Annotated in this window: 35 protein-coding genes and 4 pseudogenes; 3 read left to right on the top strand and 36 right to left on the bottom strand. The window is 33.5% G+C overall.

Translation table 11 applies throughout. The features are described from left to right. Window positions 1-115 precede the first annotated feature (115 nt). Together DKK79_RS06215 and DKK79_RS06210 are read right to left on the bottom strand one after the other, a co-directional pair. The gene (locus DKK79_RS06215) at window positions 116-775 is read right to left on the bottom strand and encodes a zincin-like metallopeptidase domain-containing protein (RefSeq protein WP_110423346.1); all 660 of its coding nucleotides are present in this window, start codon (window positions 773-775) and stop codon (window positions 116-118) included. Window positions 776-791: 16 nt separating this feature from the next. Continuing rightward, entirely contained in the window at window positions 792-1,076 is a 285-nt protein-coding gene (locus DKK79_RS06210; RefSeq protein WP_110423345.1) for a hypothetical protein, read from the bottom strand. Between the two features lie 482 nt (window positions 1,077-1,558). On the opposite strand from DKK79_RS06210, the gene DKK79_RS06205 reads away from it, so the two are divergent. Further along, window positions 1,559-1,933, top strand: coding sequence for a hypothetical protein (locus DKK79_RS06205; RefSeq protein ID WP_110423344.1), 375 nt, complete (start codon window positions 1,559-1,561; stop codon window positions 1,931-1,933). A gap of 454 nt (window positions 1,934-2,387) precedes the next feature. Here the strand turns inward: DKK79_RS06205 and DKK79_RS14905 are convergent, their stop codons facing one another. The 6 genes from DKK79_RS14905 to DKK79_RS06175 form a co-directional block, all read right to left on the bottom strand. Further along, the gene (locus tag DKK79_RS14905; RefSeq protein WP_110423343.1) at window positions 2,388-2,603 is read right to left on the bottom strand and encodes an EndoU domain-containing protein; all 216 of its coding nucleotides are present in this window, start codon (window positions 2,601-2,603) and stop codon (window positions 2,388-2,390) included. A 199-nt stretch (window positions 2,604-2,802) separates the two neighbouring features. Next, window positions 2,803-3,246, bottom strand: coding sequence for a hypothetical protein (locus DKK79_RS06195; protein WP_110423342.1), 444 nt, complete (start codon window positions 3,244-3,246; stop codon window positions 2,803-2,805). Between the two features lies 1 nt (window position 3,247). Then, a complete protein-coding gene (locus DKK79_RS06190; protein WP_110423341.1) occupies window positions 3,248-3,535 on the bottom strand; it encodes a hypothetical protein in 288 nt (95 codons plus the stop codon). Between the two features lie 197 nt (window positions 3,536-3,732). Further along, the gene (locus tag DKK79_RS06185) at window positions 3,733-4,194 is read right to left on the bottom strand and encodes a hypothetical protein (RefSeq protein WP_110423340.1); all 462 of its coding nucleotides are present in this window, start codon (window positions 4,192-4,194) and stop codon (window positions 3,733-3,735) included. Window positions 4,195-4,229: 35 nt separating this feature from the next. Beyond that, complete coding sequence (locus DKK79_RS06180) at window positions 4,230-4,721, bottom strand: hypothetical protein (protein ID WP_110423339.1); 492 nt, start codon at window positions 4,719-4,721, stop codon at window positions 4,230-4,232. 3 nt (window positions 4,722-4,724) lie between these two features. After that, window positions 4,725-5,009, bottom strand: coding sequence for an EndoU domain-containing protein (locus DKK79_RS06175; RefSeq protein ID WP_110423338.1), 285 nt, complete (start codon window positions 5,007-5,009; stop codon window positions 4,725-4,727). Between DKK79_RS06175 and DKK79_RS14900 the strand changes: the two genes are divergently transcribed. Beyond that, window positions 5,000-5,125 carry a SymE family type I addiction module toxin gene (locus DKK79_RS14900; protein ID WP_110424038.1) on the top strand — a complete coding sequence of 42 codons (126 nt, stop codon included), beginning with the start codon at window positions 5,000-5,002 and terminating at the stop codon, window positions 5,123-5,125. The two genes, DKK79_RS06175 and DKK79_RS14900, sit on opposite strands and share 10 nt — an antisense overlap. 75 nt (window positions 5,126-5,200) lie before the next feature. On the opposite strand, the gene DKK79_RS06165 is transcribed toward DKK79_RS14900, so the two are convergent. The 13 genes and pseudogenes from DKK79_RS06165 to DKK79_RS14455 all read right to left on the bottom strand — a co-directional run bounded on the left by DKK79_RS06165 (window position 5,201) and on the right by DKK79_RS14455 (window position 13,634). Continuing rightward, window positions 5,201-5,590: a contact-dependent growth inhibition system immunity protein gene (locus tag DKK79_RS06165; RefSeq protein WP_110423337.1), complete on the bottom strand. Its 390-nt coding sequence runs from the start codon at window positions 5,588-5,590 to the stop codon at window positions 5,201-5,203. Window positions 5,591-5,755: 165 nt separating this feature from the next. Further along, window positions 5,756-5,821 (bottom strand): annotated as a pseudogene (locus DKK79_RS14895) (VENN motif pre-toxin domain-containing protein); the annotation flags it as partial. A 30-nt stretch (window positions 5,822-5,851) separates the two neighbouring features. Next, window positions 5,852-6,271 (bottom strand): annotated as a pseudogene (locus tag DKK79_RS06155) (DUF2247 family protein); the annotation flags it as partial. A 349-nt stretch (window positions 6,272-6,620) separates the two neighbouring features. Further along, entirely contained in the window at window positions 6,621-6,941 is a 321-nt protein-coding gene (locus DKK79_RS06150) for a hypothetical protein (RefSeq protein ID WP_110423336.1), read from the bottom strand. Window positions 6,942-7,741: 800 nt separating this feature from the next. After that, window positions 7,742-8,347, bottom strand: a complete 606-nt coding sequence (locus DKK79_RS06145; protein ID WP_110423335.1) for a hypothetical protein — start codon at window positions 8,345-8,347, stop codon at window positions 7,742-7,744. A 331-nt stretch (window positions 8,348-8,678) separates the two neighbouring features. After that, window positions 8,679-9,059 (bottom strand): hypothetical protein, encoded by a 381-nt coding sequence (locus DKK79_RS14460; RefSeq protein ID WP_181415307.1) that lies wholly within the window; start codon window positions 9,057-9,059, stop codon window positions 8,679-8,681. A gap of 790 nt (window positions 9,060-9,849) precedes the next feature. Beyond that, complete coding sequence (locus DKK79_RS06140; RefSeq protein WP_110423334.1) at window positions 9,850-10,113, bottom strand: hypothetical protein; 264 nt, start codon at window positions 10,111-10,113, stop codon at window positions 9,850-9,852. Between the two features lie 109 nt (window positions 10,114-10,222). Further along, window positions 10,223-10,729 (bottom strand): hypothetical protein, encoded by a 507-nt coding sequence (locus DKK79_RS06135; RefSeq protein WP_181415248.1) that lies wholly within the window; start codon window positions 10,727-10,729, stop codon window positions 10,223-10,225. Beyond that, window positions 10,668-10,859: a hypothetical protein gene (locus DKK79_RS06130; RefSeq protein ID WP_110423332.1), complete on the bottom strand. Its 192-nt coding sequence runs from the start codon at window positions 10,857-10,859 to the stop codon at window positions 10,668-10,670. Before DKK79_RS06130 ends, DKK79_RS06135 begins: the two co-directional genes overlap by 62 nt. After that, complete coding sequence (locus tag DKK79_RS06125; protein WP_110423331.1) at window positions 10,840-11,331, bottom strand: DUF5376 family protein; 492 nt, start codon at window positions 11,329-11,331, stop codon at window positions 10,840-10,842. Before DKK79_RS06125 ends, DKK79_RS06130 begins: the two co-directional genes overlap by 20 nt. A gap of 626 nt (window positions 11,332-11,957) precedes the next feature. Continuing rightward, complete coding sequence (locus tag DKK79_RS06120; protein WP_110423330.1) at window positions 11,958-12,224, bottom strand: hypothetical protein; 267 nt, start codon at window positions 12,222-12,224, stop codon at window positions 11,958-11,960. Beyond that, window positions 12,225-13,370, bottom strand: a complete 1,146-nt coding sequence (locus DKK79_RS06115) for a CdiA C-terminal domain-containing protein (protein ID WP_146211993.1) — start codon at window positions 13,368-13,370, stop codon at window positions 12,225-12,227. A gap of 87 nt (window positions 13,371-13,457) precedes the next feature. Then, a complete protein-coding gene (locus tag DKK79_RS14455; protein ID WP_181415247.1) occupies window positions 13,458-13,634 on the bottom strand; it encodes a hypothetical protein in 177 nt (58 codons plus the stop codon). Between the two features lie 35 nt (window positions 13,635-13,669). On the opposite strand from DKK79_RS14455, the pseudogene DKK79_RS14890 reads away from it, so the two are divergent. After that, window positions 13,670-13,765, top strand: a pseudogene (locus DKK79_RS14890) (SymE family type I addiction module toxin); the annotation flags it as partial. A 94-nt stretch (window positions 13,766-13,859) separates the two neighbouring features. Here DKK79_RS14890 and DKK79_RS06105 read toward each other — a convergent pair. From DKK79_RS06105 to DKK79_RS06035, 15 genes and pseudogenes are all read right to left on the bottom strand, one after another. Further along, entirely contained in the window at window positions 13,860-14,336 is a 477-nt protein-coding gene (locus DKK79_RS06105) for a hypothetical protein (RefSeq protein WP_110423329.1), read from the bottom strand. A 171-nt stretch (window positions 14,337-14,507) separates the two neighbouring features. Then, window positions 14,508-14,687, bottom strand: coding sequence for a hypothetical protein (locus DKK79_RS06100; RefSeq protein ID WP_034884615.1), 180 nt, complete (start codon window positions 14,685-14,687; stop codon window positions 14,508-14,510). Beyond that, a complete protein-coding gene (locus DKK79_RS06095) occupies window positions 14,678-15,175 on the bottom strand; it encodes a contact-dependent growth inhibition system immunity protein (protein ID WP_034884614.1) in 498 nt (165 codons plus the stop codon). The genes DKK79_RS06100 and DKK79_RS06095 overlap by 10 nt, the downstream gene beginning before the upstream one ends. A gap of 13 nt (window positions 15,176-15,188) precedes the next feature. Then, window positions 15,189-15,494, bottom strand: a complete 306-nt coding sequence (locus DKK79_RS06090; protein ID WP_110423328.1) for a hypothetical protein — start codon at window positions 15,492-15,494, stop codon at window positions 15,189-15,191. After that, window positions 15,487-15,972: a hypothetical protein gene (locus DKK79_RS06085; RefSeq protein ID WP_181415246.1), complete on the bottom strand. Its 486-nt coding sequence runs from the start codon at window positions 15,970-15,972 to the stop codon at window positions 15,487-15,489. Before DKK79_RS06085 ends, DKK79_RS06090 begins: the two co-directional genes overlap by 8 nt. A 256-nt stretch (window positions 15,973-16,228) precedes the next feature. After that, complete coding sequence (locus tag DKK79_RS06080) at window positions 16,229-16,579, bottom strand: DUF596 domain-containing protein (protein ID WP_110423326.1); 351 nt, start codon at window positions 16,577-16,579, stop codon at window positions 16,229-16,231. Window positions 16,580-16,980: 401 nt separating this feature from the next. Then, the gene (locus tag DKK79_RS06075) at window positions 16,981-17,406 is read right to left on the bottom strand and encodes a hypothetical protein (protein WP_110423325.1); all 426 of its coding nucleotides are present in this window, start codon (window positions 17,404-17,406) and stop codon (window positions 16,981-16,983) included. Between the two features lie 3 nt (window positions 17,407-17,409). After that, window positions 17,410-17,781, bottom strand: a pseudogene (locus DKK79_RS06070) (EndoU domain-containing protein); the annotation flags it as partial. A 15-nt stretch (window positions 17,782-17,796) separates the two neighbouring features. After that, complete coding sequence (locus DKK79_RS06065; protein ID WP_110423323.1) at window positions 17,797-18,813, bottom strand: VENN motif pre-toxin domain-containing protein; 1,017 nt, start codon at window positions 18,811-18,813, stop codon at window positions 17,797-17,799. Between the two features lie 463 nt (window positions 18,814-19,276). Beyond that, a complete protein-coding gene (locus DKK79_RS06060; RefSeq protein ID WP_034884919.1) occupies window positions 19,277-19,681 on the bottom strand; it encodes an Imm7 family immunity protein in 405 nt (134 codons plus the stop codon). Window positions 19,682-19,693: 12 nt separating this feature from the next. Beyond that, on the bottom strand, window positions 19,694-20,944 hold the full coding sequence (locus DKK79_RS14770; RefSeq protein WP_110423322.1) for a restriction endonuclease fold toxin: 1,251 nt from the start codon (window positions 20,942-20,944) through the stop codon (window positions 19,694-19,696). 186 nt (window positions 20,945-21,130) lie between these two features. Beyond that, window positions 21,131-21,514, bottom strand: coding sequence for a DUF596 domain-containing protein (locus DKK79_RS06050; RefSeq protein ID WP_110423321.1), 384 nt, complete (start codon window positions 21,512-21,514; stop codon window positions 21,131-21,133). 9 nt (window positions 21,515-21,523) lie between these two features. Continuing rightward, window positions 21,524-22,669 carry a VENN motif pre-toxin domain-containing protein gene (locus DKK79_RS06045; RefSeq protein ID WP_110423320.1) on the bottom strand — a complete coding sequence of 382 codons (1,146 nt, stop codon included), beginning with the start codon at window positions 22,667-22,669 and terminating at the stop codon, window positions 21,524-21,526. An 807-nt stretch (window positions 22,670-23,476) separates the two neighbouring features. Further along, window positions 23,477-23,974 (bottom strand): contact-dependent growth inhibition system immunity protein, encoded by a 498-nt coding sequence (locus DKK79_RS06040; protein WP_034884614.1) that lies wholly within the window; start codon window positions 23,972-23,974, stop codon window positions 23,477-23,479. Further along, window positions 23,974-25,844: endonuclease toxin domain-containing protein (locus tag DKK79_RS06035; RefSeq protein WP_181415245.1), on the bottom strand; the 1,871-nt coding region annotated here is incomplete at its 5' end. The genes DKK79_RS06035 and DKK79_RS06040, both read right to left, overlap by 1 nt.

Raw genomic sequence — 25,844 nt, 5'->3', positions numbered from 1 at the left:
TATTAAATTATAGACTTTATCCGTTTCATTCAAAGCATTTCCTAACTCACTTTTCTACTCCAGCATATCATCATCAAATTTAGCTAAACTATATTTAATATATGCTGAACTCTTATCATATTTTGAATAACGCACACAGTTTGATTGCTGTCAGTTCGGCAACCAATGCTTCTTTTCTTGCAAAAACTACTGTTTCCGCTAGAGTAGTCGGAGTTCGATTTAATTGTTTAGCCGTTGAATGTCCAAATTCATGAAACAAGTCATTATAATAACCTTCCGCGGTATCATATTGTGAAGGATGTGGCATATGAATAGAGTGATTGAGAGGATTATAACGAGGGCTAGAACAACTATTGTGCAATATTGTAATCTTTTGTGCTTTCATAACTTCTTCAGCAGCATCATTTCTAACCCAACTCGGAGTAGGTTTTACATCAATAGGTAAAGTGTCAAAAGAGGCCTTATCTAGCTGCTCAACATTATAAAATTTAACATTTCTATAATGAGTATCATTTTGATATAAATCACTTTCGATAAAATTTGCTATTTCATCGGGTTTTAACTGTAATCCTTTAGCCTTTATTTCCTCCTCAGTTAACCAACACGTTTCGTTAAATCCTCTTCGATGACCATATATATATAAATCATTAGCTTCATAGATTTCATTGGTATACGGGTTTTTAGGATAATTGACATTAGTTTGGTTAAAATTAGGAGTAGGCAGAGATTCATCCGCTAATTGAATTTTTTCATATAGTTCATCAACTTCGTTCATAGTATCAATATCCTTTTTACATCTCTATAAGCCATGTATATTCTAGATTGTTTTTAGTACGTTCTCTCACAAAACCAAGTGCAATAACCCTTTCATAATAGGCATGAATTTTTAACCAATCTTCATCGTAAAAACAGAGATCATTTTTATACTTTTCATAAATATAATCAGTTAGTGCTTTAAGCTCTTGCAGATAGTGAGTATGCTGCTCTTGAGTGATTAAATTGACCTCTAAGGCATATTCAAATTCATTTTTCATTGTACTTTCAATAATATACATCCTTTCTCTTTGGTCTCGCATTTCTTCTCCTTTTAAAAGATTAATGTCTAAAATTAAAATATTTTTTTATCTTATGCAATCAGTTTTATTGATTATGATTTATGCAGTGGTAAAAAGTTAATTGAGGTGATAGCTAAGTGGTCGTTAATTTTCATGCTCACAACTCATTGTAAGTCTAAGGAGAATTTATTGGAATAACGGCATAGCTAGGAGTTTTTTAGGTTAAATCTTTATATTATTCATAATTCTAATACAAAAAAATGGCATTAACCGATAAAGTTCTGTTTGGATATATTTAAACCTACTATAATCATATTTTTTGTTATTCTGCCTATAATGGATATCGCTACAACAAGATAAAAATAGCAATAGCTAAATACCATTATAGCGAGCTTTTTTTGGTGAAATTCATTACCCAAGTTAATTAATATGGTGCGATAATTGCTGCGCACGTAAAATACCTAAACGCTTTAAAGTTTAATTATGTAATGGAATAAGTAATAATGATTAGTAATCTTAAAGTAGACTCTTCTGGAAGAAACATATCTTGGATGCATTCTAATTTAACCATAAGCAAAAGTTTTAAAATGAAAGTTTTTCAAGTGGTAGAAATTAAATTTTTAAATCAAATATTAATCATATCTGACTGTAAAGAAAACGGTGAAAAGAATATGTTCATATATAATGAAAATGGATATTGTATTGCCAATCCTAAAATGCCCTCATCCGAATTTTATGGTGTTTATAGTATTTGGTATAGAGATAATAATAAATTGCAAACGGTTGTATTATTGAGTAATGATAATACGAGTTATGAAAAAAAATGTGAGTTTAATCTTGAGAATTATGTTTTTTCAAATTTTTCAGAAACTAAATGATAGTTAATTCTAACCATAATGAATTAAACTGCTTCTCTCCTAATAAAATCTAATTCAATTAAATCATACTATGATGCGTAATGATTTAATAACATTGTTGATATTTTAATTTAGAAATCTATAGTCATCAAATCACAATTAAAGCTCAACATTAATAACCCGAATCTTTCGCTTATTATTAATTGAATAATATAAGTAATCCATACAACAAAATTAAGGTAGTTACGCGAAGAATACGAAAAGCGTTGTCAAATCAAGGTATAATCGTAGATAGCTAGATTTAGTGTCGGAAAACACAAAACAGCTGAGTTTGTTATGCTAGCATTAAGCCAAATTAAAGCACCATTATCCTCAATCGCACTATTTCATTCAGACCGAGGAAAAGAATTTGATAATCAATTACTCGATATTACCACTTTTAATCACATCGATTTCCACCCCATTAACTGTTTTTCTATAAAGAGTCACTCCTGTTAAAGGTATAAGGCATTATGACAATATGATTTGTATTCACAATTTGATTAATAGAATCGATAATATTCTTATCAGACCAATTATCAGGAAATAGAGTACTTGTTTTTATTTTTGACAAATTTCCATCTTCAAACTGTGTTGTATATTGTACAGTTCTAGTTTCACCAGGATTTACCTTATTGTTTCTACTGCATATTTAGGATTAACATCACTTATAGTTGGAGAATGCCCTCCAAAAAGAGTGTTCATAATTGCATTACTCGCTAGCTTTCTGCTAACTGCACCAGATTTTGCATGAGCAATTAAGTTGCCGGCAATATCATCGGTTTTCCATTACATAGTTGGTTATCACCTTAACCTTGACAAAGGCATTCCCTTTTCAGGTTTTTTTCCATTTAAAGATTATTTGCAATATATTTTGTTAGATCATTTAGGTCATCAAATGCTAGAGAACCAAATTCTGGTTCATACTCTGATAAATATTCTTCAGGCAACAGCCCTTTATCTCCTGCTAATGATGCTATTTCTGTAATTCGAAATGGTCTAATAACCCAGTTTGTTCCTGGTAAATTTTCCCGTTTATGTCCATGAAGTTCCCACTTAATAAAACCCGAATAGTTCCTTATAAGAAGTTTCAATTTATTAATAATTTCTTCTGACTCATTTTCAAACCGAAATGCTACATATGGAGGAACATTTGAACAGTCTTTTGTTTCTAATTGATTATTGACGCTTACTTGTGGATATCGTTGATTATAACGCCTCCATTCAAGAGGACTAACCTCTTCGATTATATTTAGCAGATTCCCTTCACGGTCAGGTATTTTATATGTAGACATTTTATTTCTTTCCTTTTAAACCATATAATTTATCAGAAATCATAACCCCATCAGGATTGATCACTTTAATATGTTTCTCCCAATCACCATTTGGTATTGGTTGCGATGACAAACGAGGGTCATAAATGTACTTACCATCGGTATAAACTTGGTGATAATATTGACCGGATTCAATTCTTCCATTCTCAAAAACATTTAATTGAACTCTCTTTTTAGACCTTACTTCAATAATCTTTCCTTTCCCATCGGCAACATCTAAAAGTTTTTCTGTAATTTCAGAAAAATCCATTCCTGAAAATCTTATCAATAATAACTTTTAAAAGTACTATCAAAAGCAATAAGCTAAATAAACTTGGATTCACTACATGACAATTTGTCACCATTACTACTGAAAATGTAAGTTAACTGTCCAATTTGCGAACTAGGTCGCTGAGTGGGTAAATAGTTAGTTCAGTTCAGCGATAGAAATCGCATAGTTAGAGAAATTTAGTTCCTTATGACTAAAATTGGCTCATCAAAATTGTCCAATTTATCAATATTAATATAAGAAATCTCTTCTTTTCGTATAGTGTGTAATTTAATTATAATATCTAAATCAGATTCAAAAAAATCATAACTAATAATAAGTTCAAATTTTGAATCAAAAAATACTTCATTTAATCTTTTAAGTACTTCAAAAGCAAATTTAGGGGCAAATAGATTTAAATGTTCATCGATATAATTGCTTAATCTTATTTTATTGTACCAACACTCTATTTCTGTTTTATCAAAAAAATTGCTATTTTTATTGATAGAATCTTGTAGTTGTAGTTTCTTAAAAAAAACACAACCCTCAGAATGCTTAACAAAACCATCATTAATCAATTCCATTAATGTAGACGGAAGAGCTAAATTACTTTCTAAATCTATTAAATAATTATTTTTAAAAGCTTGGTTATATTTAATCATTTTTCACAATGTTTTGTCTGGTCTGCTCATCCTCGTTATTCAAGATAGAAAACTTGATGACTTCCTTCTAAACTATTATAGAGATCAACCGCCTCTTGCCCTTCGGCAATAAACTCTACATCTATCGGAGCGGGTGGATTATTAGGATCTTCATTGTTCCCTTCTAAAAAGGCTTTATATTGTTCCAGAATATATAAAAGCTGTTCCCTAGTAAGGATCACCTGTTGCTCTTCAACATATTCAGTACCAATAAAAACGTAATCGCCGGTAATTAATACCCAATGAGCATTACCAACACCAAACATGCCGTCCGGTGCTCGACTATTTGCTAAATCGGTTAGATTATTAATCCAGATATTGACTGAGTTAACTGAGTATTGGATTTCATCTAATAGCAAAGATGCAATCTCACATACACCGTAACCTTGTTTAGGTGTGTATCGAATATTTTCCTCTGGCAATCTTCCTGATGGACGGAAATTTTCATAAAAATCCGTCCAATATAAATATATTTTTCTATTTTTCATACATTATTTACCTTTATTATAAATCGGCCACGCTGTTGCACCTGTACCACCAGTTTTTTTATAGAAACCTTGCATTTTTATTCCACTTGAAGATATTCCGCTCCACCTGTCATTATATTTAGGATGTGGTTTTGAATTTTCAAAAGCACTTTTTATTTCCTTTTCAGTTTGACGTTTAGACCAATGCTTAGGGAAGAATGTTGTTTCACCCTGCTTTTCATACCACTTACCTGTAGCAGGATCTCTGACCGATATATACCCTTTCGTGACACCATCTACTGTCCACATATCCGCTTGCACTACATCTTAAAGGTAATTGGTTAGAACAAACTAGGGTTACTATCGAACAATCTATCACCATTAGCGCTAAAAAAGGCCAGTTGATTTTCGAGCTTGCGAGGTAAATCGCATAGTTGATAGATAGTTAACTCAGTTCTGTGATAGAGATCGCAGAACTGGGGTTAGGTTAGATATTCTTATTACATTGATGAAAAGCTATTTATTTTTTGAATATCACTTAATAACTCACTACTTAATAATGATTTATCTATTTTATTTATAATCATATTAATCTCATTAAAATTAAATGAACATTTTTCTATATCACCTTTAGTTAAAGTGGCTAATGATGAGATTAATTGACCATCATATGAGTCTCCGGCTAAAGGATCTGAAGAAAGAATATTTAAAGCATAAGGTAGAATTTCATAAATAAAAACTTGTTGTCTTATTAATCGTGCAATATCTCCAACTAATAGTTTAGATAATGGAACATCGATGATTTCATTAAACCATTCATCAAGATAAGACATATTTTGTTTTTTATATTCAATATTTTTTTTATTTAATAACGATCTTAAAGTTATCATATTCCACGTCCTTTTATTGCGGATTCGATTCGTTCAAATGCCTCTAATGCTTTTTGTCTGGCAGCTTGAGCTGATGGATTATTTACATCTTCGGTTAACTCGCTAGATCTGCGCTTACTGCACCAACACCACCAGATAATGCTGAGTTAGCTTGCAACTCAGCGACTACCGCGCCAAGGCTAGTTGAGATAGTGCGCTAGTGGTTTGTTTTTCATCTTCGGTTAATTCGTTGGTATCTTTTTAAGGCGGATAGGCTATCATTTAGTATTTAATAAATGAACTTTTCTTTGAAATTAAATAATTTTCCCAGTTTGAATATAATCGATTAATATTTTCTTTGTACGTGTGTTTACTTGGATCATAATCATCAGTACTCGGCATATATCTTACAAAAGATTCTATTTCTTCAGGGTAATCAAAATTTTCATAAATTTCCTCAACTTTTCCTAAAGGATCATCTAATTTCTCTCGTTTATTAAATAAATCTAATAGAATAATATATAACCATTTATCAGTATGATAAAAACGCTCTTCTTTAATTATATTTTTAAGTAATTTTTCAATCTTAAAGGTTGTCGTTTTATCTATCATTGATAATTCAATTACTGATTCATCATAATTTGATTCTTCAATTACTTTTTTATTTGCATAATTGACCACATCTTTCCATCCCAAAAAATGGTGCTCATAGCCTCATAATAAGTCTTGCCAATTAAGTTTAATATCATTTTTAGTTATATTATAGTTCATAATTATTACCTGTTTATTAAAGGGTGGATTTTGCCTCGCGAAGGTGATTGGCAGCTCTCTGATGAAATGATGCATATTAGATAAAGCATAATCAACCGTTTAATGTTAATTATTTATCACAAATTTTTTTACTATAATTTGTTCATCCAATGATTGTTATTTCATAAATACGATATCATCTGAGCATTTGACAAAACTCAGGCTTATCTCCACTAAGCCTAAGCAATAAAAAGAAAAAACAAAGATCTCCCCTCCTTTGGGTGAGAATCTTAATGAACAACTATGTTGTATATGGATAATTTATATAACAATTCACACAAACTAAGGATAAATCTACCCAACCTTGCATCTTTAAATAAAATACCTCATTATCTAGATCTAGGTTCTTTAATATCTCAAGTTCACCTATATATGCAGGTAAAATATCATCTTCATCAATGTTGTTTTGATATTGTAATGTGATAATGTTATTTATATTAATGGTGCAAACCTCTTCGCCATTATCCATATTTAAAATTTCAATAATAGCTTCATTTTTATCTAATTTAACAGAAAAAAAAGATAAATTAACGTCAACCAATTTTAAATAATTATCTTTCATATATTATTTATCCTTATTGATAAAATGATCAGTTGAATGATTTTGATCTTTCAATCTATTAAATTTATATAAAAATTAGAAGCTCATTAACTAAATATCAGTTCCTAAAGGACTGAATATGCTTTCTTATTAAATTTAATTCTTTGTGCTGAAACATCTTTAATGGCATTTTGAAGATTAGATAACATTGTTTGAATTCTTTCGCAAGTACTATGTGACAATCTAATCTATTAAATGTTATATATTAGTTCATATGTTTTATTGAAATTTGATTAACTCAAATAGATTGACCATTAGTTGTCAATTCAAAAGACTTAAGAATCGATTTTCTTGGCATAGTGGATTTCGTTGCTTTAATCGAATCTTATATAGTGTCTGTAATTTGATTATTAACTGCAGTGCTCGATCCCTTTCCTGTATTAGTTTTTTTGAAAAAAGATATGTGCTACAAAAAATAATTAGACTTTCACTGCTTTGTTAATAGTTAATTAATCGAAATAGATCTAGTTTGCCATGAATAATATGATTATTGGTAACCATATGCGTTATATTGTTCACAACCATTACTAACCAAATCCCCTTAAGTTACATTATAATCGAGGCTAAAGATTATAACGCTTCGTGTTTAAGATTACGTTCCAGAGGTTTAAAGCTTAATAAACTACCGACTGATTTAATACGGAATTTCTCATTAAAAAATGATATCTATAAAAAAAACAAATTGATAACGTATTATTTCCTTATTTTCAGCTATGACCTAGACAACTTAAACTTCCAGTTTTTAGGATAGGAGTTAATATTTAATTCTTATACATTCTCGGAAAGTATTCGTTTATTTTATCATTATCAAGCAATCTATCAGTAGTAAAATCAACCGTGTCAGAAGTGGCTATCCCATGTCGAAGTTCTTCTGGAAAATCCTCAATCGAGGCATATATGGTTGGTATTAAATATCTAAAATAATCGCCCATTTTGGTTACTCCCTCATAACCTATCGGGTAATCTTCTCCTTCGATACTACCTTCAATTCCATGATATACAAACAATCCCTTTCTTGATGGTAAATTACATTCAACTGTTTTTTGTTGATAATTAGAACGTTCTTGTATAAGTTGTTCAATATCTTTTCTCGTCGATAAATAATCAAATCTTAAACCGGAATAGAGATCTAATATAGTACAACCACTTTTATTATTAGGATAGTTCTTAAATATTTCCGATTCTTCCCACATATAATCAGTTAATTGATCTAATAATAATTCTACATTATTGATTGATAAAAGAGCTTTAGGTAAATCACCAAAACAATTATTTACCATCACCGCAATTCGACCAAATTTATCCATAGCGAACCAAGTAAATATTATTCCAAATTCGGGTTTCCAATCTATATTTAAATTACTCATCTTTATTTACCCCTTCGACCATGTTATCTGACAATTTTTGCAAGGCTTTTACTCGTTTTACAAAAATAATTGAGAAGTCTATATCGTTTTATTATCGTTTTGAGCTATATGATGGCAAAATTATTGATTTGAGAGCACATCTTTCCATATGACATTTTAAATTTTTCAATTCAAGTTGATAAAACTGCTTTATATTTTATCACAAGCTAAATTATCAAATTCTAAAAAACCTTATTATAATTTTATTCACAGATGATTTCATAAAGTGTATTAGGTGGATTTTGATATTTTGCAAAATCAGCATGAATAACTTCTCGCATTTCAGCGAACTTTATTTTTTTATAGTTTCTATTTGATTGCACTGAGTCATTGAGACAACCATTTTTGACGTATTTGTAATATTGATCATGTCAATTAATGTATTAATAAGAATATCTAAACGCTCTTTAGGGTCAGTAGGGAAACCAATATCAGCATCTGAAGCATACTCACTATAATCTATTAGGTATTCGGCATTAATAGAATTTGGACCGTCAGCAATATCAAATATAAACGATTCATTATTTGGCATTAAGTTCGGTGGATAATTGAATAGTTCTCTTTTATTAATTTCTCGAATATTAAGGCTGCTAGATTTTATGTAATTATTAAATGTACTTTCATAATCTAATTTAGTATTAAGTAATATATAACCATAAACGTCGTTTGACATAATATCTCCTATTTTTATCTTGAATCCAAGACCCTATTGGCTTACCATTTTATCAATTGTTCTATAATAGTCTTTATATTTTAATACGTTAAAATTCTCATAATGTTAAGTAATCCATCTAACCCCATCTGCCTTAAACTCTATCACCACACCTCTCGCTAGTATCTTTACCGGCATCTTTATGAATAGTGCGCTCGAGCTCTTTTACCTGCTCTCCTAACTCTTTTAAGCTAGTAACAATGTTTAATCTGGTCTGCTCATCCTCTTTATTAAAGATTGGTTTGAGTTTGCTATGGGCATTTTCGGTATCATGACTGAGTTCATTAATATCTTGTGTTTGTTTATCTTGGTCACGAATGATTAACTCACCGTCACTAATTGCCGCATGCGTGATATTCGAGACTTCATCGTTGTGGTCATAAATGATTGGTTACAAACCCAACGTCTAGCAATTCAACCTTAAACCGCAACTGACAATTAAAAGTCGTTCGCTGGAAACCTTTGGCTTTACTAACTATTAGCGGGTAATCATTAATGTCCAACAAGGATTGTTGATTATCAGTAATTGAGGGGTTGAGCTAAGAGATAAAACAAGCTCCACACTGGTTGGGTGGGGATTAATTCTATTCCTCATCATCATCAATCACTGGTATACAAGACGATCAGAAAGGAGCTTTTTCTTTTCTAACTTTGCCTCTTGCTAAAACAACAATTTTAAATTTATTATGAAATTAGAGCTATTGATTCTCTTTCATTATTAAGTCTATTTTTTCAAGTCGTCTTAATACGTTTATTCTGTTTCTTTTATGTAGGAGTTATAAGAGCCGTCATCATTTCTTAACCAGAGGCGCTGGCAATGCGTACAATATAATATATCTTTTTTAGAGCTATCTATTTTTTTAATAAAATCATCCACATCAATAATATTATTATTTACGTCCAAAATACCAATAATTTCACTTATCTTAATTTCAGGAATCATGGAATATTCGTATTCATTATCTTCAGAAGACAAACTCATAATAAATCCACATCTACATGCAAACTTTGACATTATTTATTCCTTATGCTAGGTCGATCAAATCTGATAACTTGTCCTTTAGAATTTTGAAAGAACACTGTATTGATGTTATTGGTTGTCGGTTTTTCCCAAGTTCTAGATGCTATACTTTGCATATCCTTAACTGATAAATTAACTTGAAGAATAACTGCCGTCGTTTGTTTATTTTTTCTTCAATGCGTCTAAGCATTGATTTTTCAGTTATAACTTTAGGTGTTATAACATCAACTTTGCCAATGCCACTAACCCAAAGGTCGTGAGTTCTAACATTTTTAATCTCTTTGTCAGATGCAGTGGCCTTATAAGTAACATCATATCCCAAATCAGCAAATTTTTGACCAGCTCTGATTTCATTTGCATCTGGTTTTGCTAAGGGTTCATAAGTTACTTTACCTTCAAGAATTATAGGTAAATTACCATTTCCAGTTTGTACAGCCTTATCTACTTGGCTTGCCGTCCCCTTTACGGCGTTCCCCAAGCCTTTCTCATTTACTTCATGCTCATCAAAATTACTGTTTTTATTAGCCTGTTGATTTGCTGCATGGTTATTATTTATAAATTGATACGGCTGAGTCAACGCCTTTACTAAAGTCATTGCCCATTTTGCCATCTTTTGAGTCTTTACCGGCATCTTTATGAATAGTGCGTTCGAGCTCTTTTACCTGCTCTCCTAACTCTTTTAAGCTAGTGACAATGTTTAGTCTGGTCTGCTCATCCTCGTTATTCAAGATAGAGAACATGATGACTTCCTTCTAAACTATTATAGAGATCAACCGCCTCTTGCCCCTCGGCAATAAACTCTACATCTATCGGAGCAGGTGGATTATTAGGATCTCTATAGTTCCCTTCTAAAAAAGCTTTATATTGTTCCAGAACATATAAAAGCTGTTCCCTATTGAGGATCACCTGTTGCCTTTCAACATATTCAGTACCAATAAAAACGTAATCGCCGGTAATCAATACCCAATGAGCATTACCAACACCAAACATGCCGTCTGGTGCTCGACTATTCGCTAAATCGGTTAGATTATTAATCCAGATATTGACTGAGTTAACTGAGTATTGGATTTCATCTGATAGCAAAGATGCAATCTCACATACACCGTAACCCTGTTTAGGTGTATATCGAATATTTTCCTCAGGCAACCTTCCTGATGGGTAGAATCCATCATAAAAATCTATCCAATCAAAATATATTTTTCTATTTTTCATTATTATTTACCTTTATTATAAACCGGCCACGCTGTTGCGCCTGTACCATTTGGTATTTTATAGAAACCTTGCATTTCTATTCCACTTGAAGACGTTCCTGACCACATTTCATCATTTTTAGGATGTGGTTTTGAATTTTCAAAAGCACTTTTTATTTCCTTTTCAGTTTTATGCTTAAGTTAGATGATAAAGTTAATAAAGTAATGTTTATATTACCTAAATTTTAATTCTCTATTCTTAAGACCCTTCACTAGCCCCATCATTTGATGGGTTCCCTTTTATATCAACAGTCCAACGTGCTTCGTGTTTTGTCCACTAATTTAGTTTCTTGAGGTTTGTTTTGTAAAAATAATTGAGAAGTGTATACCGTCTTATTGATATTTGAATATGAATGAACTGGTCATAATTTGGCGGAGTTATGCGTAAAAAAGTTAACTATAACAAAGGATATTATCCTGCACTGATTACCTTTAAAATCCTCTTGTTGGGTAAATTCGGACTCAATTCAGACTACTGTTCATTACCACTTAATAATTGTTGAACAGGTCAAGTAGATTGCATAATCTATAAATAATTTAACCAGTTCTGCGAAACAGAACGCAGAACTGAGAAGTAACTCAAGAATGCTAATCTTCTTTTACATATGAATCAAAATAATTAGGATCTTTATCGCTCTCAATTAATATTCTTCCACATGAAGGGCATTTATATACTTCTTTGGATGCTTTATTATATAATTCAGAAAACTCATCCGCATATGAATCATTTCGTATTTCATCCCAAGCTTCAAGTATTTCTACAAAATTTTTTACAGGAATAAGATCATATAAAAAATCTTCTTGCATTGTGTGTACCGCCATTACATGCCCACATGAGCATCCAAGTTTAGACATTTATTTCCCTCCTTTATTAGGTCGATCATATCGATAAATCCGCCCTATAGAATTTTGAAAGAATAGGGTGTTAATATTATTAGTACTTGGTTTACCCCAAGTTCTGTTAACTATTTCTGTTATTTGACTTTTTGGTAGATCCGCTTGAATAATGATAGAATTTGTTTGATTATTCTTTTTCTCTATCATATTTAAAATAGTTTTTGTTCTAAGAATTTCTGGCGTATAAACATCAACTTTGCCAATTCCTTCAACATAAAAATCTGGAGTTTTTACGTGATTTAGATTAACTTCTTTTTTGGCAATGACATCATAACCCAAGCCTAAAAAACCAATACCTGCTTTCAATTCATCTGCATTTAGAGATGCTCCTTTTTCAATGGTCATGGAACCCATTTTTCCTGAATTTATATTGCCTATGGCATTAGGCTCTGGAGCAAGCCCCATTTGAGGATAATTACTCAGAATATCATCATTTATTATTCCTGTTGAATTACCCTTATGAATTGATTTAGAAACAACTACTGGTGTAAACGTTAAAACACCATCAGTAAGCTTCAATACAGTATCAGTTGTAAATTTACCGTCACGATAAATTTGACCAATCCCTTCGCCTAATGCATAGCTTCCTTGTAATGTATCAATAGAATTATAAATGAAACCTATACCACCTGGTAAAAAATTCATTACCGGACGACCAACTTCACGTTCCCATTCTGTTGCCTTCAGATATTGTTGCCAAGCATATTCACCTTGAAAATATTTTTCATCTTCACTTTGTGGTCGGCCCCCCAATATTCTGTCAAAAATTGATTTATCTTCGAAATAATTATCCATCCACTCAATTTTCTGCTCTTTGTAACCAAGATATGGATAATCATAATTATGAGCTCGATATCCCCAATTACCTGTTAATAAATCATTAATAGATTGCTTTGCGGCTTCTTTTCCACTCATCCCTTCAACTTGTTGATAATAACGTGTTAAAGAATACCTCAATTGTTGAGCTTCAGCATCAGTCAAAGAGTTCGGATCTTTATAGTATTTACCAATAAGGTAATCGCCTTTTTGATCTAACTCATCAAGCATAAACATCTCTATTTTTTCTGCCTGAGTTAAGAAACTCTCATCTCGTTTTTTTCTCAATTGCACTAAACGGCTTTGATCCTGATGCCCCAAGAAGTTATTCTCAACAATAATGCAGTAGTAACAAGCAGCAACTTGTTACCACTGCTAATCACAATAACTAGCAACTAAGGAGTAGTTATCATGACTAACGCCCATTCTACGGCAAAAACCACTAAAACCAAAGCCACCGATAAAACCCTGCGAGAGACGTCGCAACGTCATTACACTGTTGGTTACATCAGCTCCCGCCACGAAACCAAAGCCAAAGAGGCTCACATCCACTACAGCACCCCCCTGCACAGCATCTTAAAGACAATTGGCTGGAACAAGCCGGCTTTACAACCGGGCAATCGGTGACCGTTACCGCTAAAAAGAGGAAATTAATTATCGAACTTGGGAAGCAGATCGCATAGTTGATAAAAAATTAATTCAGTTCTGCGATGAAGACCGCAGAACTGAATTAAATTATATTTTTGAACTATCATTACCTAAATAAGTCATTCAACGTTATCTATGGTTAATGCTTTTTATATTCAACTTATTATAAAAAGTATATAAGGATTTTTCAAAGCATGTAGAGTCCTGATCTAAATGAGAATTTAAGAAATAACTAATATCAATTTGATCATTAATAGTCGCCTTAAAAATACCACTTGTATCATATAAATAATCACATTCAGCTTGTTGAGCTATTGATATAAGCATTGATAACTGAACTAAAAATAAGGCACTTTTTTTATCAAAACTAATTTCATTCAAGCTAAATTCATAAAGTTTTTTGTCACTATGATATTCCCAATATTCATCTGGCATATATAAAATATAGCCTCCGTATCCTAAAATATTAGTTTCAATAAATTTATATAGTTGATTTGAATCAGGGTTTAATCTACCAATCCTTTCATCGTTTTTATTTAAAAAAATAAGATTACACTCTATATTTTGAACACCTAAAAGGAAATTAAAAATTTTTTTTTGTTTCATTAGCAAGTTTTACAACATCAATAATTATTGGGTTCTCAAAAAATACACTTAGAGATTCGCTCATCTACCACCCCACTGGTTTACCATTCATTATAGAGTTATGTTCAATTGTAATTAATCCGTCTTTATTTCTTCATTTATTGGCACAAAATATTCATTAGTAAAAGCTACTTACGGCTGAGTGAAGTCGGATTCATTACAGATAAGTTCATCACGATTAACACTAAAAAGATAAGCTAATTTTCTACTTGCTAAGTAGATCACATTATTGATAAATAATTGCTCCATTTCTGCGATAAAAATCGCAGAAATGGCAAACAATAAAAAAAGATATTGAGGAATTAGCGACAACGACTAAATGCTAATCTTAGCCCTGCACCAATTTCTTCTGGTGAGCTATTAATAGGTAAAATGACTTTATTACTTTCGGTAAAATCGTCCCCCCCCCAACCTTCTAGCTTTTCATGAATAGAAGGAGAAATAGTTAAAACGCCATCTCTAATTTCAATTGAGCATTGCATCATCTTTTTAAATAACGCTCGTTTGGTTTTATAACCATATTTGTCCATTAAATTAGCAACCCAATTATTATAGCGTTGATTGACATTATCTCTATCAAAAAAAGTAGCTATCTCGCTTTGTGCTATTTTTCGGCTTTTAGACAAAGCTAATAGTGCCGCCTGACCTAATTCTTCGTTAGACGCATCTTTTGATAATAATAGATTTGCACCATCAGGATCTCTAGCTTGTCGATTATATCCAGAAAAAGTGCTAATATTGATAAAATCTTGATTTTCATACGCTCCAGCAGAAAACCTCTCTTGTTTTGTAAAATCCATTATTTCACCTCTGTTACAATAAGTTTAACACCTCGGCTTTTGCCATAATCAATAGCGTTGGATATATATGCCCAGTGTGCAGTTTTATCTGCTCCGCTAACCATGGCGCACTGGCGCCAGCTAGGCCGCCAGTTATATCGCCGGTAATAATTGATACGGCTGAGTCAACGCCTTTACTAAAGTCATTGCCCATTTTGCCATCTTGTGAGTCTTTACCTGCATCTTTATGAATAGTGCGTTCGAGCTCTTTAACCTGCTCTCCTAACTCTTTTAAGCTAGTAACAGTGTTTAATCTGTTCTGCTCATCCTCGTTATTCAAGATAGAAAACTTGATGACTTCCTTCTAAACTATTATAGAGATCAACCGCCTCTTGCCCTTCGGCAATAAACTCTACATCTATCGGAGCGGGTGGATTATTAGGATCTTCATAGTTCCCTTCTAAAAAGGCTTTATATTGTTCCAGAATATATAAAAGCTGTTCCCTAGTAAGGAGCACCTGTTGCTCTTCAACATATTCAGTACCAATAAAAACGTAATCACCGGTAATTAATACCCAATGAGCATTACCAACACCAAACATGCCGTCCGGTGCTCGACTATTCGCTAAATCGGTTAGATTATTAATCCAGATATTGACTGAGTTTATTGAATATTGAATATCAACTCTTAGCCAATCAGCTATTTCTCTTGCTCCAAAGCCAAATATCTTTTTGCTGTTAGGATGATTTACAAGTTTTCCACCTGTAGGAAGAAAACTTGAATTATCCCACCAGAATATAATTTTATCATTTAACATATTATTTTTTCCCATAAATAGGCCATGCTGTTGCTCCTGTTCCATCAGGTTTTTTATAAAACCCTTGCATTTTTAAACCACTTGAAGACGTTCCTTCCCACATTTCTGTGTTTGGTATTCTTTTGGAATTTTCAAAAGCACTTTTTATTTCCTTTTCAGTTTGACGTTTAAGTTAAATAATAAAGTTAATAAATAATTAATTTATTTCTGTAATTTCTATTGCAGAATTGAATAAAAAATTTTTTTATTAGTTAAATTAACAAAACTCTATTGTCCCATCTTTTTTTAACCAAGCGGGCTCAGCAGGACAATCATCAAAATAAAACCAAAGCCCATCCTCCATATTTTCTTCAGTATTAGGGAAGGCCATATAAAATTTTTGTATTTGCTTATCAATAGATCCTTTTAACAAAACCCCTTTTTTATGTAGCTTTAAATAACCATCTTTTAACAACTTGCTTAATACTTCAAAAAAATTTTTTTTATTTTCTTCATATGAATAGTTACTGACTTCACTAGAAGCAGGAAAACATTGCCCCCATAATAAATAGAAAGATCCAAATTCAGAATAAGTCTTTATACGATTATACTCTTGTGATGTTAGCATATTTATATTACCTAAATTTCAATTCTATATTTTTAAGACCATTCTCAAGTCTCATCATTTGAGGATTCCCTTTTATATCAACAGTCCAACGTGCTTCGTGTGTTGTCCACTAATTGACTATGGCTATGGCACTTTCTAAGCTGAAACCCAGCACATACAAAGCACCAATACAACAACCCATTGAATGCTTTTATACCATGGGCTACGCTCCGAACCTTGGTAAACCCAATCCAAGCCCACAGATGATCATTAAAGGGCGCTGGCTTGAATAACTTGGTTTTACCACCGGTAAACCCGTGGTGATTAAAATTAAGCAAAAAAAGTTGATTGTTAAACTTGCGAGAGATAGATCGCAGATATAAAAAATCCCAGTTTTTGGCTGGGATTTTTTGTTCTCATAATTAGTTATTACTTATTTTATTTTCTAAAGAACTCAAAACTGCCAACTCCACTTTATCTGCTTTTGGTTTCACTTTATCAATAGCATTTTTAATACTTATCATATAATTAGTAAAATCTATATTTGAAGATAAAATTGAATTAATTGCATCTAATGCTTTCATAGATAATTCTTTATTACTACGCTCTATAGCATAAGTTAAAATTGGTAAAACCATTATATTGGTTATATTATCTACTGATTCACAAAAACGAGCCAACCAATTATCAGATTTATTTATTATAGTATCCGTTAATGCCAACCAGTCTTTATTATCAAATTTATCTATAAGTTCACTAGCATGTAAGCTACCAATATCGTGCCAATAGTCATTAGCTTCAATATGATCAGAAAACAAACTAATATACTTATCAAATGAATCAAACATAACTTATTGCCCTTTAAATTGTTCAATTGTCATACAGCCTTTACCACAAGGATAACCTGATGTTATATTATCTCCAATCTTGATTACTTCAACTTTTACACCATCAATAGTAGATTGATGCAATGATGCACCATCAAACGCTCTCGTTGCCACTGATTTTGAACTCCCTGTGGTAGTAACTGCATTCATAATTTTTGTATCACTCCAACTTTCAGGGAAGAGCGTACTTGTTTTAATTTTAGAAAGGTTTCCGTCATCAAATTGAGTAAGAAATTTAACAATTCTAGTTCCATCCGAATTAACAGATATTACTTCAACAGCATATTGAGGATTAGAATCACTAGTTTGCCCACTATGGCCTCCTTTAATTCGATTTGTATTTTGACCATTTTATTTAACAACTCTTTGACCATATAAAATTTTCTGCCCCATTTCTAACGAAATGATTACTTGAACGTTTATTGGTTTCTTCGCAACATCAACACCAAATTGTTTTGTTAATGCTGGTGATGCTTTAATTGCACTAATACCGCCAAGCAAATACATCGCTGAAACATAACTCCCCGCCATGTGCCGAACTTCTTGTTCACTGTACCCAAAATTCCTAAATGCTTGAGTATGACCTTCTAATATATTATAAGCAGTTTGAGCTTCCAGTGATGTACCACTAAGCAAATGTTGTATTTCCATGTAACCAATTTGAGCATTTGGAGGATTTAAATAAGTTAAATGCTTATAAGTTTTTAAAGCATCGTAGGCTTTCTGGCGTTCTACACGGCATTCATCACTATTTACATCAATACACGCATTTATTAATGCATCACTTAAACTATCATCTTTAAGACGAAATTCAAGTAATTCCATTTTTTCTTCATCTGTTAATATACCTTTTCTTTCTTTGTATTCTAAACCTTTTTTGGTTTGATGCTCATCTGAGTTTAAATAATTATTCTCAACCGCATTTTTACTGCTACTAATAGCTGCACTGGCATCACCAAAATTACCACCGCCGGCAGCAACGGCAAGGCCGGATGCCAGTTGAGATAGTGCGCTGATGGTTTGTTTTTCATCTTCGGTTAACTCGCTGGCATCTTTACCACCATAAAGGGTGTTGATAATTGCTTTACTCGCTAGCTCTCCGCTTACTGCACCAACACCTCCTGATAATGCTGAGTTGCCTTGTAGTTCAGCCACTACCGCACCAAGTATTGCATGAGCAATTAAGTTGCCGGCAATATCATCGGTTTGCCATTTACCATCTTCACCCATATGCCCGGTGTGCAGTTTTATCTGCTCCGCTAACCATGGCGCACTGGCGCCAGCTAGGCCGCCGGTCATATCACCGGTGATAATGCCGGTAATAATCGATACTGCTGAGTCAACGCCTTTACTAAAGTCATTGCCCATTTTGCCATCTTTTGAGTCTTTATCGGCATCTTTATGAATAGTGCGTTCGAGCTCTTTTACCTGCTCTCCTAACTCTTTTAAGCTAGTAACAATGTTTAATCGGGTCTGCTCATCCTCTTTATTAAAGATTGGTTTGAGTTTGCTATGGGCATTTTCGGTATCATGACTGAGTTCATTAATATCTTGTGTTTGTTTATCTTGGTCACGAATGATTAACTCACCGTCACTGATTGCCGCATGGGTAATATTCGAAGCTTCATCGTTGTGGTCATAAATGTGGGGTTATAGCCTCAACGGCGGGCAACTCAACCTTAAAACAGTCGCTCGCTGGAAACCTTTGGCTTTACTAACTGTTAGCCGGTAATCATTAATATCCAACAAAGATTGTTGATTATCAGTAATTGAGGGGCTGAGCTAAGAGGTAAAATAAAATCCCCCACAGGTTAAGTAAGGGGGATTAATTCTATTCCTCATCATCCTCAATCACTGGTATACAAGGCGATAAGAACGTATCTTTTTCTTTTCTAACTTTCCCTCTTGCTAAAACCAAAACTTCAAATTCATTGCAAGCATCTAGTGATTCATCATTTCGAATATATAACAATCCATATGAACCAATAGCTATCCTTGCTATATATTCATAGAGGTTAAAAATCTCTATTACATCCTGAGATAAATGGTTAGTATTTCCACTAACCATTACTTGGTAAGAACCATTTACCTCATGAACATTGATAAATCCAGATGCATTTTGTACTTTATATTCTGTGATGTATGAAGATAATTTATTTAATATTAAACTCATTTCGCCATCATCACTTTCATATGTTGAATCACTTATAGATATCCAACCGTAATATTCAACCATTTAATTACCTTATTATTTTGGGTTAAGAGGTTTAGTATCGATAACAACTTTTACTCCGTAACGGTTACTATATTCATTAAGTTTATTAATTACGGATTGAGACGGTTGCCCCTCAAAGTGATAATATACTGATCTATTTGTATCTTTCGCAGCTTCAAAGGTAGCTTTCATTTGGACTCTAACACTCTTATTTAATTGCTGTAAAGCTGGCTTGGTTTGAGCAATGTACATATCACTGATGCAATCAAATTCCCTTCCATCATTTGCAAACCTAACTCTAGACACTCCACCTATCCTTTGAGCAAGTGCATCTGCTGCTGCATCAGGTTTATTTACTTTAACTAGCCCACCAGAATACTTGTTATTAGATTGAGTAGCAGCTCCAGTCCCCTTTCCAGCAGCATTACTAGCATTGCCTACAAGTTTATTAAAAATAACAGCAGATGCAAATGCCATTATTTTTTCTTTACTCGCACCATTATCATACAAGTTCAGAAGAGCATTTACATTAACAGGCGCTATTCCAGAATCAATAATATTGAGTTTTAGAAGCTTAGACTGTATCTCTTCATTACTAAGACCCTCTGCTTTCCAGTCCTCAATCATTATATCATATCGTATAGCACTCAGGTATGAATCACTTATTAATCCCATTGGAGTCCAAAAATGTCCTGAAAGATCATATATGTCACCTGCAAGATTAAATCCTGTATTATGTAATTTTTGTCCTTCTCCAGCTCCATACATCATGGCTTCGGCATAATAGGAGTTAAGGTATTCAAATTCTTCTCTACTTAATTGTCCTGTTTGATATAGTTGAGTTAATATTTCACCTGCTTTTCGCTCTTGTTCTCTAAATTCATTACGAACATCACGTTCACAGTCACTATTTCCATTACATTCCTCAAATTTAGCTTGTAGTTCATCTATATCACCAATACCGGCATCCTTTAATTTTTTATATAAAGCCTTACCTTTTTCGTCTAATTTTTCAACACCATATTTATTTGACAAAAAGTTATTCTCAACCGCATTTTTACTACTACTAATAGCCGCACTGGCATCACCAATATTACCACCGCCGGCAGCTACCGCAAGGCCGGACGCTAGTTGAGATAGTGCGTTGATGGTTTGTTTTTCTTCTTCGGTTAAATCTTTGACTTCTTTGCCATACAGTTGTTTTCCGATGATATCTGCCGCAATTTCACCAACCATAGCACCGGCTCCACCAGATAATTTTGAGTTGCCTTGCACTTCAGCCACTACTGCACCAAGTATTGCATGGGCAACTAACCTCGCGGTTTCGTTATCACCGGGTTGTATCTTTATCTATTCAGCTAGCCATGGTGCACTGGCGCTAGCTAGGCCGTCGGTGATAATTTAATTTGCTAAGTTTATTCCTTAATAGATATAGAATTTTGTTGTTGAGCTTATCTTGAAAAGCTTATATTAGGTCCATTCTAATGTCCCATCATTGTGAACCCATACAGCCCCGGCAGGACAAGAGTCATCATAGAACCAATAATCCTCCATCATGTGTTTAGGGTCATACATTCCATCCTCATTGTTAGGAAATGCATCATGAAATATTTTTAACTGCTCATCAATTGTACCGGTCAACATATGCCCTTTTTTTGCCAATTTAACACGTCCTTCCTTCAATAATCTTTTTACAAAATAAAAAAATATTTCTTTTCTTGTTTGAAAAGGAAATTGCTCTCCAGAAAATTTTAATGATGGAATCATATCAGGACTCATATAACTCCATAATGCTCCAAAAGATCTGAATTCAGACCAATCAACAATATTTTTATAATCATAATCATCTATCATAAATTTCTCCTATCTAAATTTAATTTCTGCACTTTTTCTTAATCCTCTATATAAATTTGTTAATGTAGGATTATTTCTAATATCAATAGTCCAACGAGCTCCTGTTTTGTCCACTGAGCTTGATACATTTCTTAATGTAATAGTTGTCCCATCTTGTAATTTAGCTGTATAAATACCATCTCTAGTTTTTGTTAAAGGTTGTCCCGCTAATTCTTCTGCATAATTATAGATTTGTCTATCCGTTAAATTTTGGCTTTCATAAATTCTTGTTGTATAACGATTACTTCCAGGTCCTTGTTGGATGGTTTGTCCATCAATTTTTAAATCAGTTTTATGATTATCCTTATCAAAAACATCTTTTAGTTCATCAAATCTTTCTTGTTGCCTTTGTTTCTGATTATTTTCATTCTTCTTATTATTGTCATCATCAGGTGGCTGTAAATTTGCACCACCGGTAGCAACCATTCCTCCTGAACTTGCAGTATTGTAATCATCAGATTTGCTATTTGATTTTTCTAAATCTCCATCTCTTCCATATAATATCCATTCTTTAACCGGTAGTTCTAACGAAGACAAATCCGCGCCTTGAAGACTTGAAGATAATTCCGGATTAACATTAGATAATACATCACCAACAATTACAGCTCCAATAATAGCCCCTGTACCACCAGTCAATAAAAATTGACTACGATTATTACAACTATCTAATTGACAAAGATATAAATTATTATTCTCAACCGCATTTTTACTGCTACTAATAGCCGCACTGGCATCACCCATATTACCACCGCCGGCAGCAACTGCAAGGCTTGATGCCAGTTGAGATAGTGCGCTGATGGTTTGTTTTTCTTCTTCGGTTAAATCTTTGACTTCTTTGCCATACAGTTGTTTGCGGATGATATCTGCCGCAACTTCACCCACCACTGCACCCGCTCCACCAGATAATGCTGAGTTGCCTTGTAGCTCAGCGACTACTGCACCAAGTATTGCATGGGCAACTAACCTCGCGGTTTCGTTATCACCGGCTTGTATCTTTATCTGCTCCGCTAACCATGGTGCGCTGGCGCCAGCTAAGCCGCCGGTCATATCGCCGGTGATAATGCCGGTAATAATTGATACGGCTGAGTCAACGCCTTTACTAAAGTCATTGCCCATTTTGCCATCTTGGGAGTCTTTACCGGCATCTTTATGAATAGTGCGTTCGAGCTCTTTTACCTGTTCGCCTAACTCTTTTAAGCTAGTAACAATGTTTAATCTGGTCTGCTCATCCTCTTTATTAAAGATTGGTTTGAGTTTGCTATGGGCATTTTCGGTATCATGACTGAGTTCATTAATATCTTGTGTTTGTTTATCTTGGTCACGAATGATTAACTCACCGTCACTGATTGCCGCATGGGTAATAACAACTATTCTAATTGGTTAATTATTTTTTTAGATAATGATTATTTTGAGTTGGTTTATTGAGATGTATTGGTAAAAATAATCGAAGAGTGTATACTGTTTCATGACTATTTGAACGCTATGATGAAAAAGGTGCTCATTTGATAGCACCTCTTTATATGTAGACATTTTGAAATTTTCAGCTCAAGTTAATAAGACAAACTTTATGTCTTATTCTTTGGTAGTGCTAGTAAAGATGAGCGTTACTTTTTTGTTTTGATTGAATATTCGATACTTTATCTCAAAACTAGTAACGCTCTTTTTAAATATTGATCAAATTAAGTCGGAACTTATATACTTATACCTAATTTCTTCATTTATTGGCATAAAATATTCATTAGCAAAAGCTACTTACGGCTGAGTGAAGTCGGATTCATTACAGATAAATTCATCACGATTAACACTAAAAAGGTAAGCTAATTTTTCAACTTACTAAGTAAAGCACATAATTAATAAATAATTGCTCCATTTCTGCGATAAAAATCGCAGAAATGGCAAACAATAAAAAAAGATATTGAGGAATTAGCGACAACGACTAAATGCTAATCTTAGCCCTGCACCAATTTCTTCTGGTGAGCTATTAATAGGTAAAATGACTTTATTACTTTCGGTAAAATCGTCCCCCCCCCAACCTTCTAGCTTTTCATGAATAGAAGGAGAAATAGTTAAAACGCCATCTCTAATTTCAATTGAGCATTGCATCATCTTTTTAAATAACGCTCGTTTGGTTTTATAACCATATTTGTCCATTAAATTAGCAACCCAATTATTATAGCGTTGATTGACATTATCTCTATCAAAAAAAGTAGCTATCTCGCTTTGTGCTATTTTTCGGCTTTTAGACAAAGCTAATAGTGCCGCCTGACCTAATTCTTCGTTAGACGCATCTTTTGATAATAATAGATTTGCACCATCAGGATCTCTAGCTTGTCGATTATATCCAGAAAAAGTGCTAATATTGATAAAATCTTGATTTTCATACGCTCCAGCAGAAAACCTCTCTTGTTTTGTAAAATCCATTATTTCACCTCTGTTACAATAAGTTTAACACCTCGGCTTTTGCCATAATCAATAGCGTTGGATATATGTTGCCATTGAGCCTTAGTAGTTACTGCCGGCACAGCCAAACGAATTTCCCGACTCATAATATCACTATTTGTTATTTTTACATCTTTTAACTTATATTCCTTAAAATTCGCAACCTCATCAATATAATTTTTAAGAGTATTATAAATTTGTTTTGGATTAGCTAATTTAGCAGCAGTTGTGGTATCTAATGTTTTTACGCTAACTGCTTTTTTGGCTATTTCATCATAATAATCAAATGTTTTAAAATTTTCCGGTAACCGTGAACCTGCAGGAAGTTCATTTCCAACAAAGTCCTCCCATGGCATACCTTGACCTTTTATTCCCTCTCCCCATTTGATGCCTGTTTGCTCCGTAGTTACAGATTTAGCAATATTATTTCCTTTTCCTGCATGTGGATCTACTTTTAATTTATTGCCAGCACGATCAAGCTCACTCTTTATTGCATCTAACTCTTTTGCAGTTAATTTATTACCAGAAGAAAGACTTGAAGAAGCTAAATCACCTAATTTTTTCGCTGATAGTAAACCTGTTATGGCATTAAATAACAAATCACCATCAGATTCCGAGATATTTAGTGCTTCCGCCAGTCCTTTCCCCGTTAGTGTTGTATAGCTTTTACCATTAATAATAACAGCACCGCCCGTCATGCCATTATCAACTGCAGACCAAGACAATAAGGCACTTGGTCCACAACCTATAACCGTTGTACATCCTGGTGATAAAGCAACGGCTAAACCACCTTCACCTAATGCACCTAAAACTTGTAATAACCCTAATAATCGGGTTTTCACACTGTATTTATTATCAATATAGGCAGCTGAATCTACAAACTCATCCCCACTTGTATACTCAAACAGCTTTTCAACGGTTTCATAAGTAATCGGATAAAAACCATTTACGTCAGGGACAATATTGGTTTTGATATACTCTTGTAAGGCAAGTGCTTCTCTATAAGCTTGTAACTCATCACTGCTACCTAACTCTTCTAGTTTTTGGTATACCGCTTTCATCGGATCATCATCAGCAAATTCAGCTGAACAGTGGACTAAAGCACAAGCTGCTGCTTGATAAAGTAACTTTTCTTGCTCATTGTCTTTAGCCAGTTCATTGATTCGCTTTTGTTCTTCAACCGTACTCAAACGATTATTTTCAACCGCATTTTTACTGCTACTAATAGCTGCACTGGCATCACCAATATTACCACCGCCGGCAGCAACGGCAAGGCCGGAGGCTAACTGCGATAATGCGCTGATGGTTTGTTTTTCTTCTTCGGTTAAATCTTTGACTTCTTTGCCATACAGTTGTTTGCGGATGATATCTGCTGCAACTTCACCAGCCACTGCACCAGCTCCACCAGATAATGCTGAGTTGCCTTGTAGTTCAGCCACTACCGCACCAAGTATTGCATGGGCAACTAACCTCGCGGTTTCGTTATCACCGGCTTGTATCTTTATCTGCTCAGCCAGCCATGGTGCACTGGCGCCAGCTAAGCCGCCGGTCATATCGCCGGTGATAATGCCGGTAATAATTGATACGGCTGAGTCAACGCCTTTACTAAAGTCATTGCCCATTTTGCCATCTTGCGAGTCTTTACCGGCATCTTTATGAATAGTGCGTTCGAGCTCTTTTACCTGCTCTCCTAACTCTTTTAAGCTAGTGACAATGTTTAATCTAGTCTGCTCATCCTCTTTATTAAAGATTGGTTTGAGTTTGCTATGGGCATTTTCGGTATCATGACTGAGTTCATTAATATCTTGTGTTTGTTTATCTTGGTCACGAATGATTAACTCACCGTCACTGA

This window comes from Gilliamella apicola (assembly GCF_003202915.1).
GTDB classification, from domain to species: Bacteria; Pseudomonadota; Gammaproteobacteria; order Enterobacterales; family Orbaceae; genus Gilliamella; species Gilliamella apicola_Q.
Note: the sequence above shows the minus strand (reverse complement) of the source record. Positions and strands in the feature narration are given on the sequence as shown.

Excerpts from the sequence above, each read along its gene's own strand:
- DKK79_RS06215 (WP_110423346.1), bottom strand. The coding sequence starts at position 775 with ATGAACGAAGTTGATGAACTATATGAAAAAATTCAATTAGCGGATGAA.
- DKK79_RS06210 (WP_110423345.1), bottom strand. The coding sequence starts at position 1,076 with ATGCGAGACCAAAGAGAAAGGATGTATATTATTGAAAGTACAATGAAA.
- DKK79_RS06205 (WP_110423344.1), top strand. The coding sequence starts at position 1,559 with ATGATTAGTAATCTTAAAGTAGACTCTTCTGGAAGAAACATATCTTGG.
- DKK79_RS06195 (WP_110423342.1), bottom strand. The coding sequence starts at position 3,246 with ATGTCTACATATAAAATACCTGACCGTGAAGGGAATCTGCTAAATATA.
- DKK79_RS06190 (WP_110423341.1), bottom strand. The coding sequence starts at position 3,535 with ATGGATTTTTCTGAAATTACAGAAAAACTTTTAGATGTTGCCGATGGG.
- DKK79_RS06185 (WP_110423340.1), bottom strand. The coding sequence starts at position 4,194 with ATGATTAAATATAACCAAGCTTTTAAAAATAATTATTTAATAGATTTA.
- DKK79_RS06180 (WP_110423339.1), bottom strand. The coding sequence starts at position 4,721 with ATGAAAAATAGAAAAATATATTTATATTGGACGGATTTTTATGAAAAT.
- DKK79_RS06175 (WP_110423338.1), bottom strand. The coding sequence starts at position 5,009 with ATGTGGACAGTAGATGGTGTCACGAAAGGGTATATATCGGTCAGAGAT.
- DKK79_RS06165 (WP_110423337.1), bottom strand. The coding sequence starts at position 5,590 with ATGATAACTTTAAGATCGTTATTAAATAAAAAAAATATTGAATATAAA.
- DKK79_RS06150 (WP_110423336.1), bottom strand. The coding sequence starts at position 6,941 with ATGAAAGATAATTATTTAAAATTGGTTGACGTTAATTTATCTTTTTTT.
- DKK79_RS06145 (WP_110423335.1), bottom strand. The coding sequence starts at position 8,347 with ATGAGTAATTTAAATATAGATTGGAAACCCGAATTTGGAATAATATTT.
- DKK79_RS14460 (WP_181415307.1), bottom strand. The coding sequence starts at position 9,059 with ATGTCAAACGACGTTTATGGTTATATATTACTTAATACTAAATTAGAT.
- DKK79_RS06140 (WP_110423334.1), bottom strand. The coding sequence starts at position 10,113 with ATGTCAAAGTTTGCATGTAGATGTGGATTTATTATGAGTTTGTCTTCT.
- DKK79_RS06135 (WP_181415248.1), bottom strand. The coding sequence starts at position 10,729 with ATGGCAAAATGGGCAATGACTTTAGTAAAGGCGTTGACTCAGCCGTAT.
- DKK79_RS06130 (WP_110423332.1), bottom strand. The coding sequence starts at position 10,859 with ATGTTCTCTATCTTGAATAACGAGGATGAGCAGACCAGACTAAACATT.
- DKK79_RS06125 (WP_110423331.1), bottom strand. The coding sequence starts at position 11,331 with ATGAAAAATAGAAAAATATATTTTGATTGGATAGATTTTTATGATGGA.
- DKK79_RS06120 (WP_110423330.1), bottom strand. The coding sequence starts at position 12,224 with ATGTCTAAACTTGGATGCTCATGTGGGCATGTAATGGCGGTACACACA.
- DKK79_RS06105 (WP_110423329.1), bottom strand. The coding sequence starts at position 14,336 with ATGAAACAAAAAAAAATTTTTAATTTCCTTTTAGGTGTTCAAAATATA.
- DKK79_RS06095 (WP_034884614.1), bottom strand. The coding sequence starts at position 15,175 with ATGGATTTTACAAAACAAGAGAGGTTTTCTGCTGGAGCGTATGAAAAT.
- DKK79_RS06085 (WP_181415246.1), bottom strand. The coding sequence starts at position 15,972 with ATGTTAAATGATAAAATTATATTCTGGTGGGATAATTCAAGTTTTCTT.
- DKK79_RS06080 (WP_110423326.1), bottom strand. The coding sequence starts at position 16,579 with ATGCTAACATCACAAGAGTATAATCGTATAAAGACTTATTCTGAATTT.
- DKK79_RS06075 (WP_110423325.1), bottom strand. The coding sequence starts at position 17,406 with ATGTTTGATTCATTTGATAAGTATATTAGTTTGTTTTCTGATCATATT.
- DKK79_RS06065 (WP_110423323.1), bottom strand. The coding sequence starts at position 18,813 with ATGGGCAATGACTTTAGTAAAGGCGTTGACTCAGCAGTATCGATTATT.
- DKK79_RS06060 (WP_034884919.1), bottom strand. The coding sequence starts at position 19,681 with ATGGTTGAATATTACGGTTGGATATCTATAAGTGATTCAACATATGAA.
- DKK79_RS06050 (WP_110423321.1), bottom strand. The coding sequence starts at position 21,514 with ATGATAGATGATTATGATTATAAAAATATTGTTGATTGGTCTGAATTC.
- DKK79_RS06045 (WP_110423320.1), bottom strand. The coding sequence starts at position 22,669 with ATGGGCAATGACTTTAGTAAAGGCGTTGACTCAGCCGTATCAATTATT.
- DKK79_RS06040 (WP_034884614.1), bottom strand. The coding sequence starts at position 23,974 with ATGGATTTTACAAAACAAGAGAGGTTTTCTGCTGGAGCGTATGAAAAT.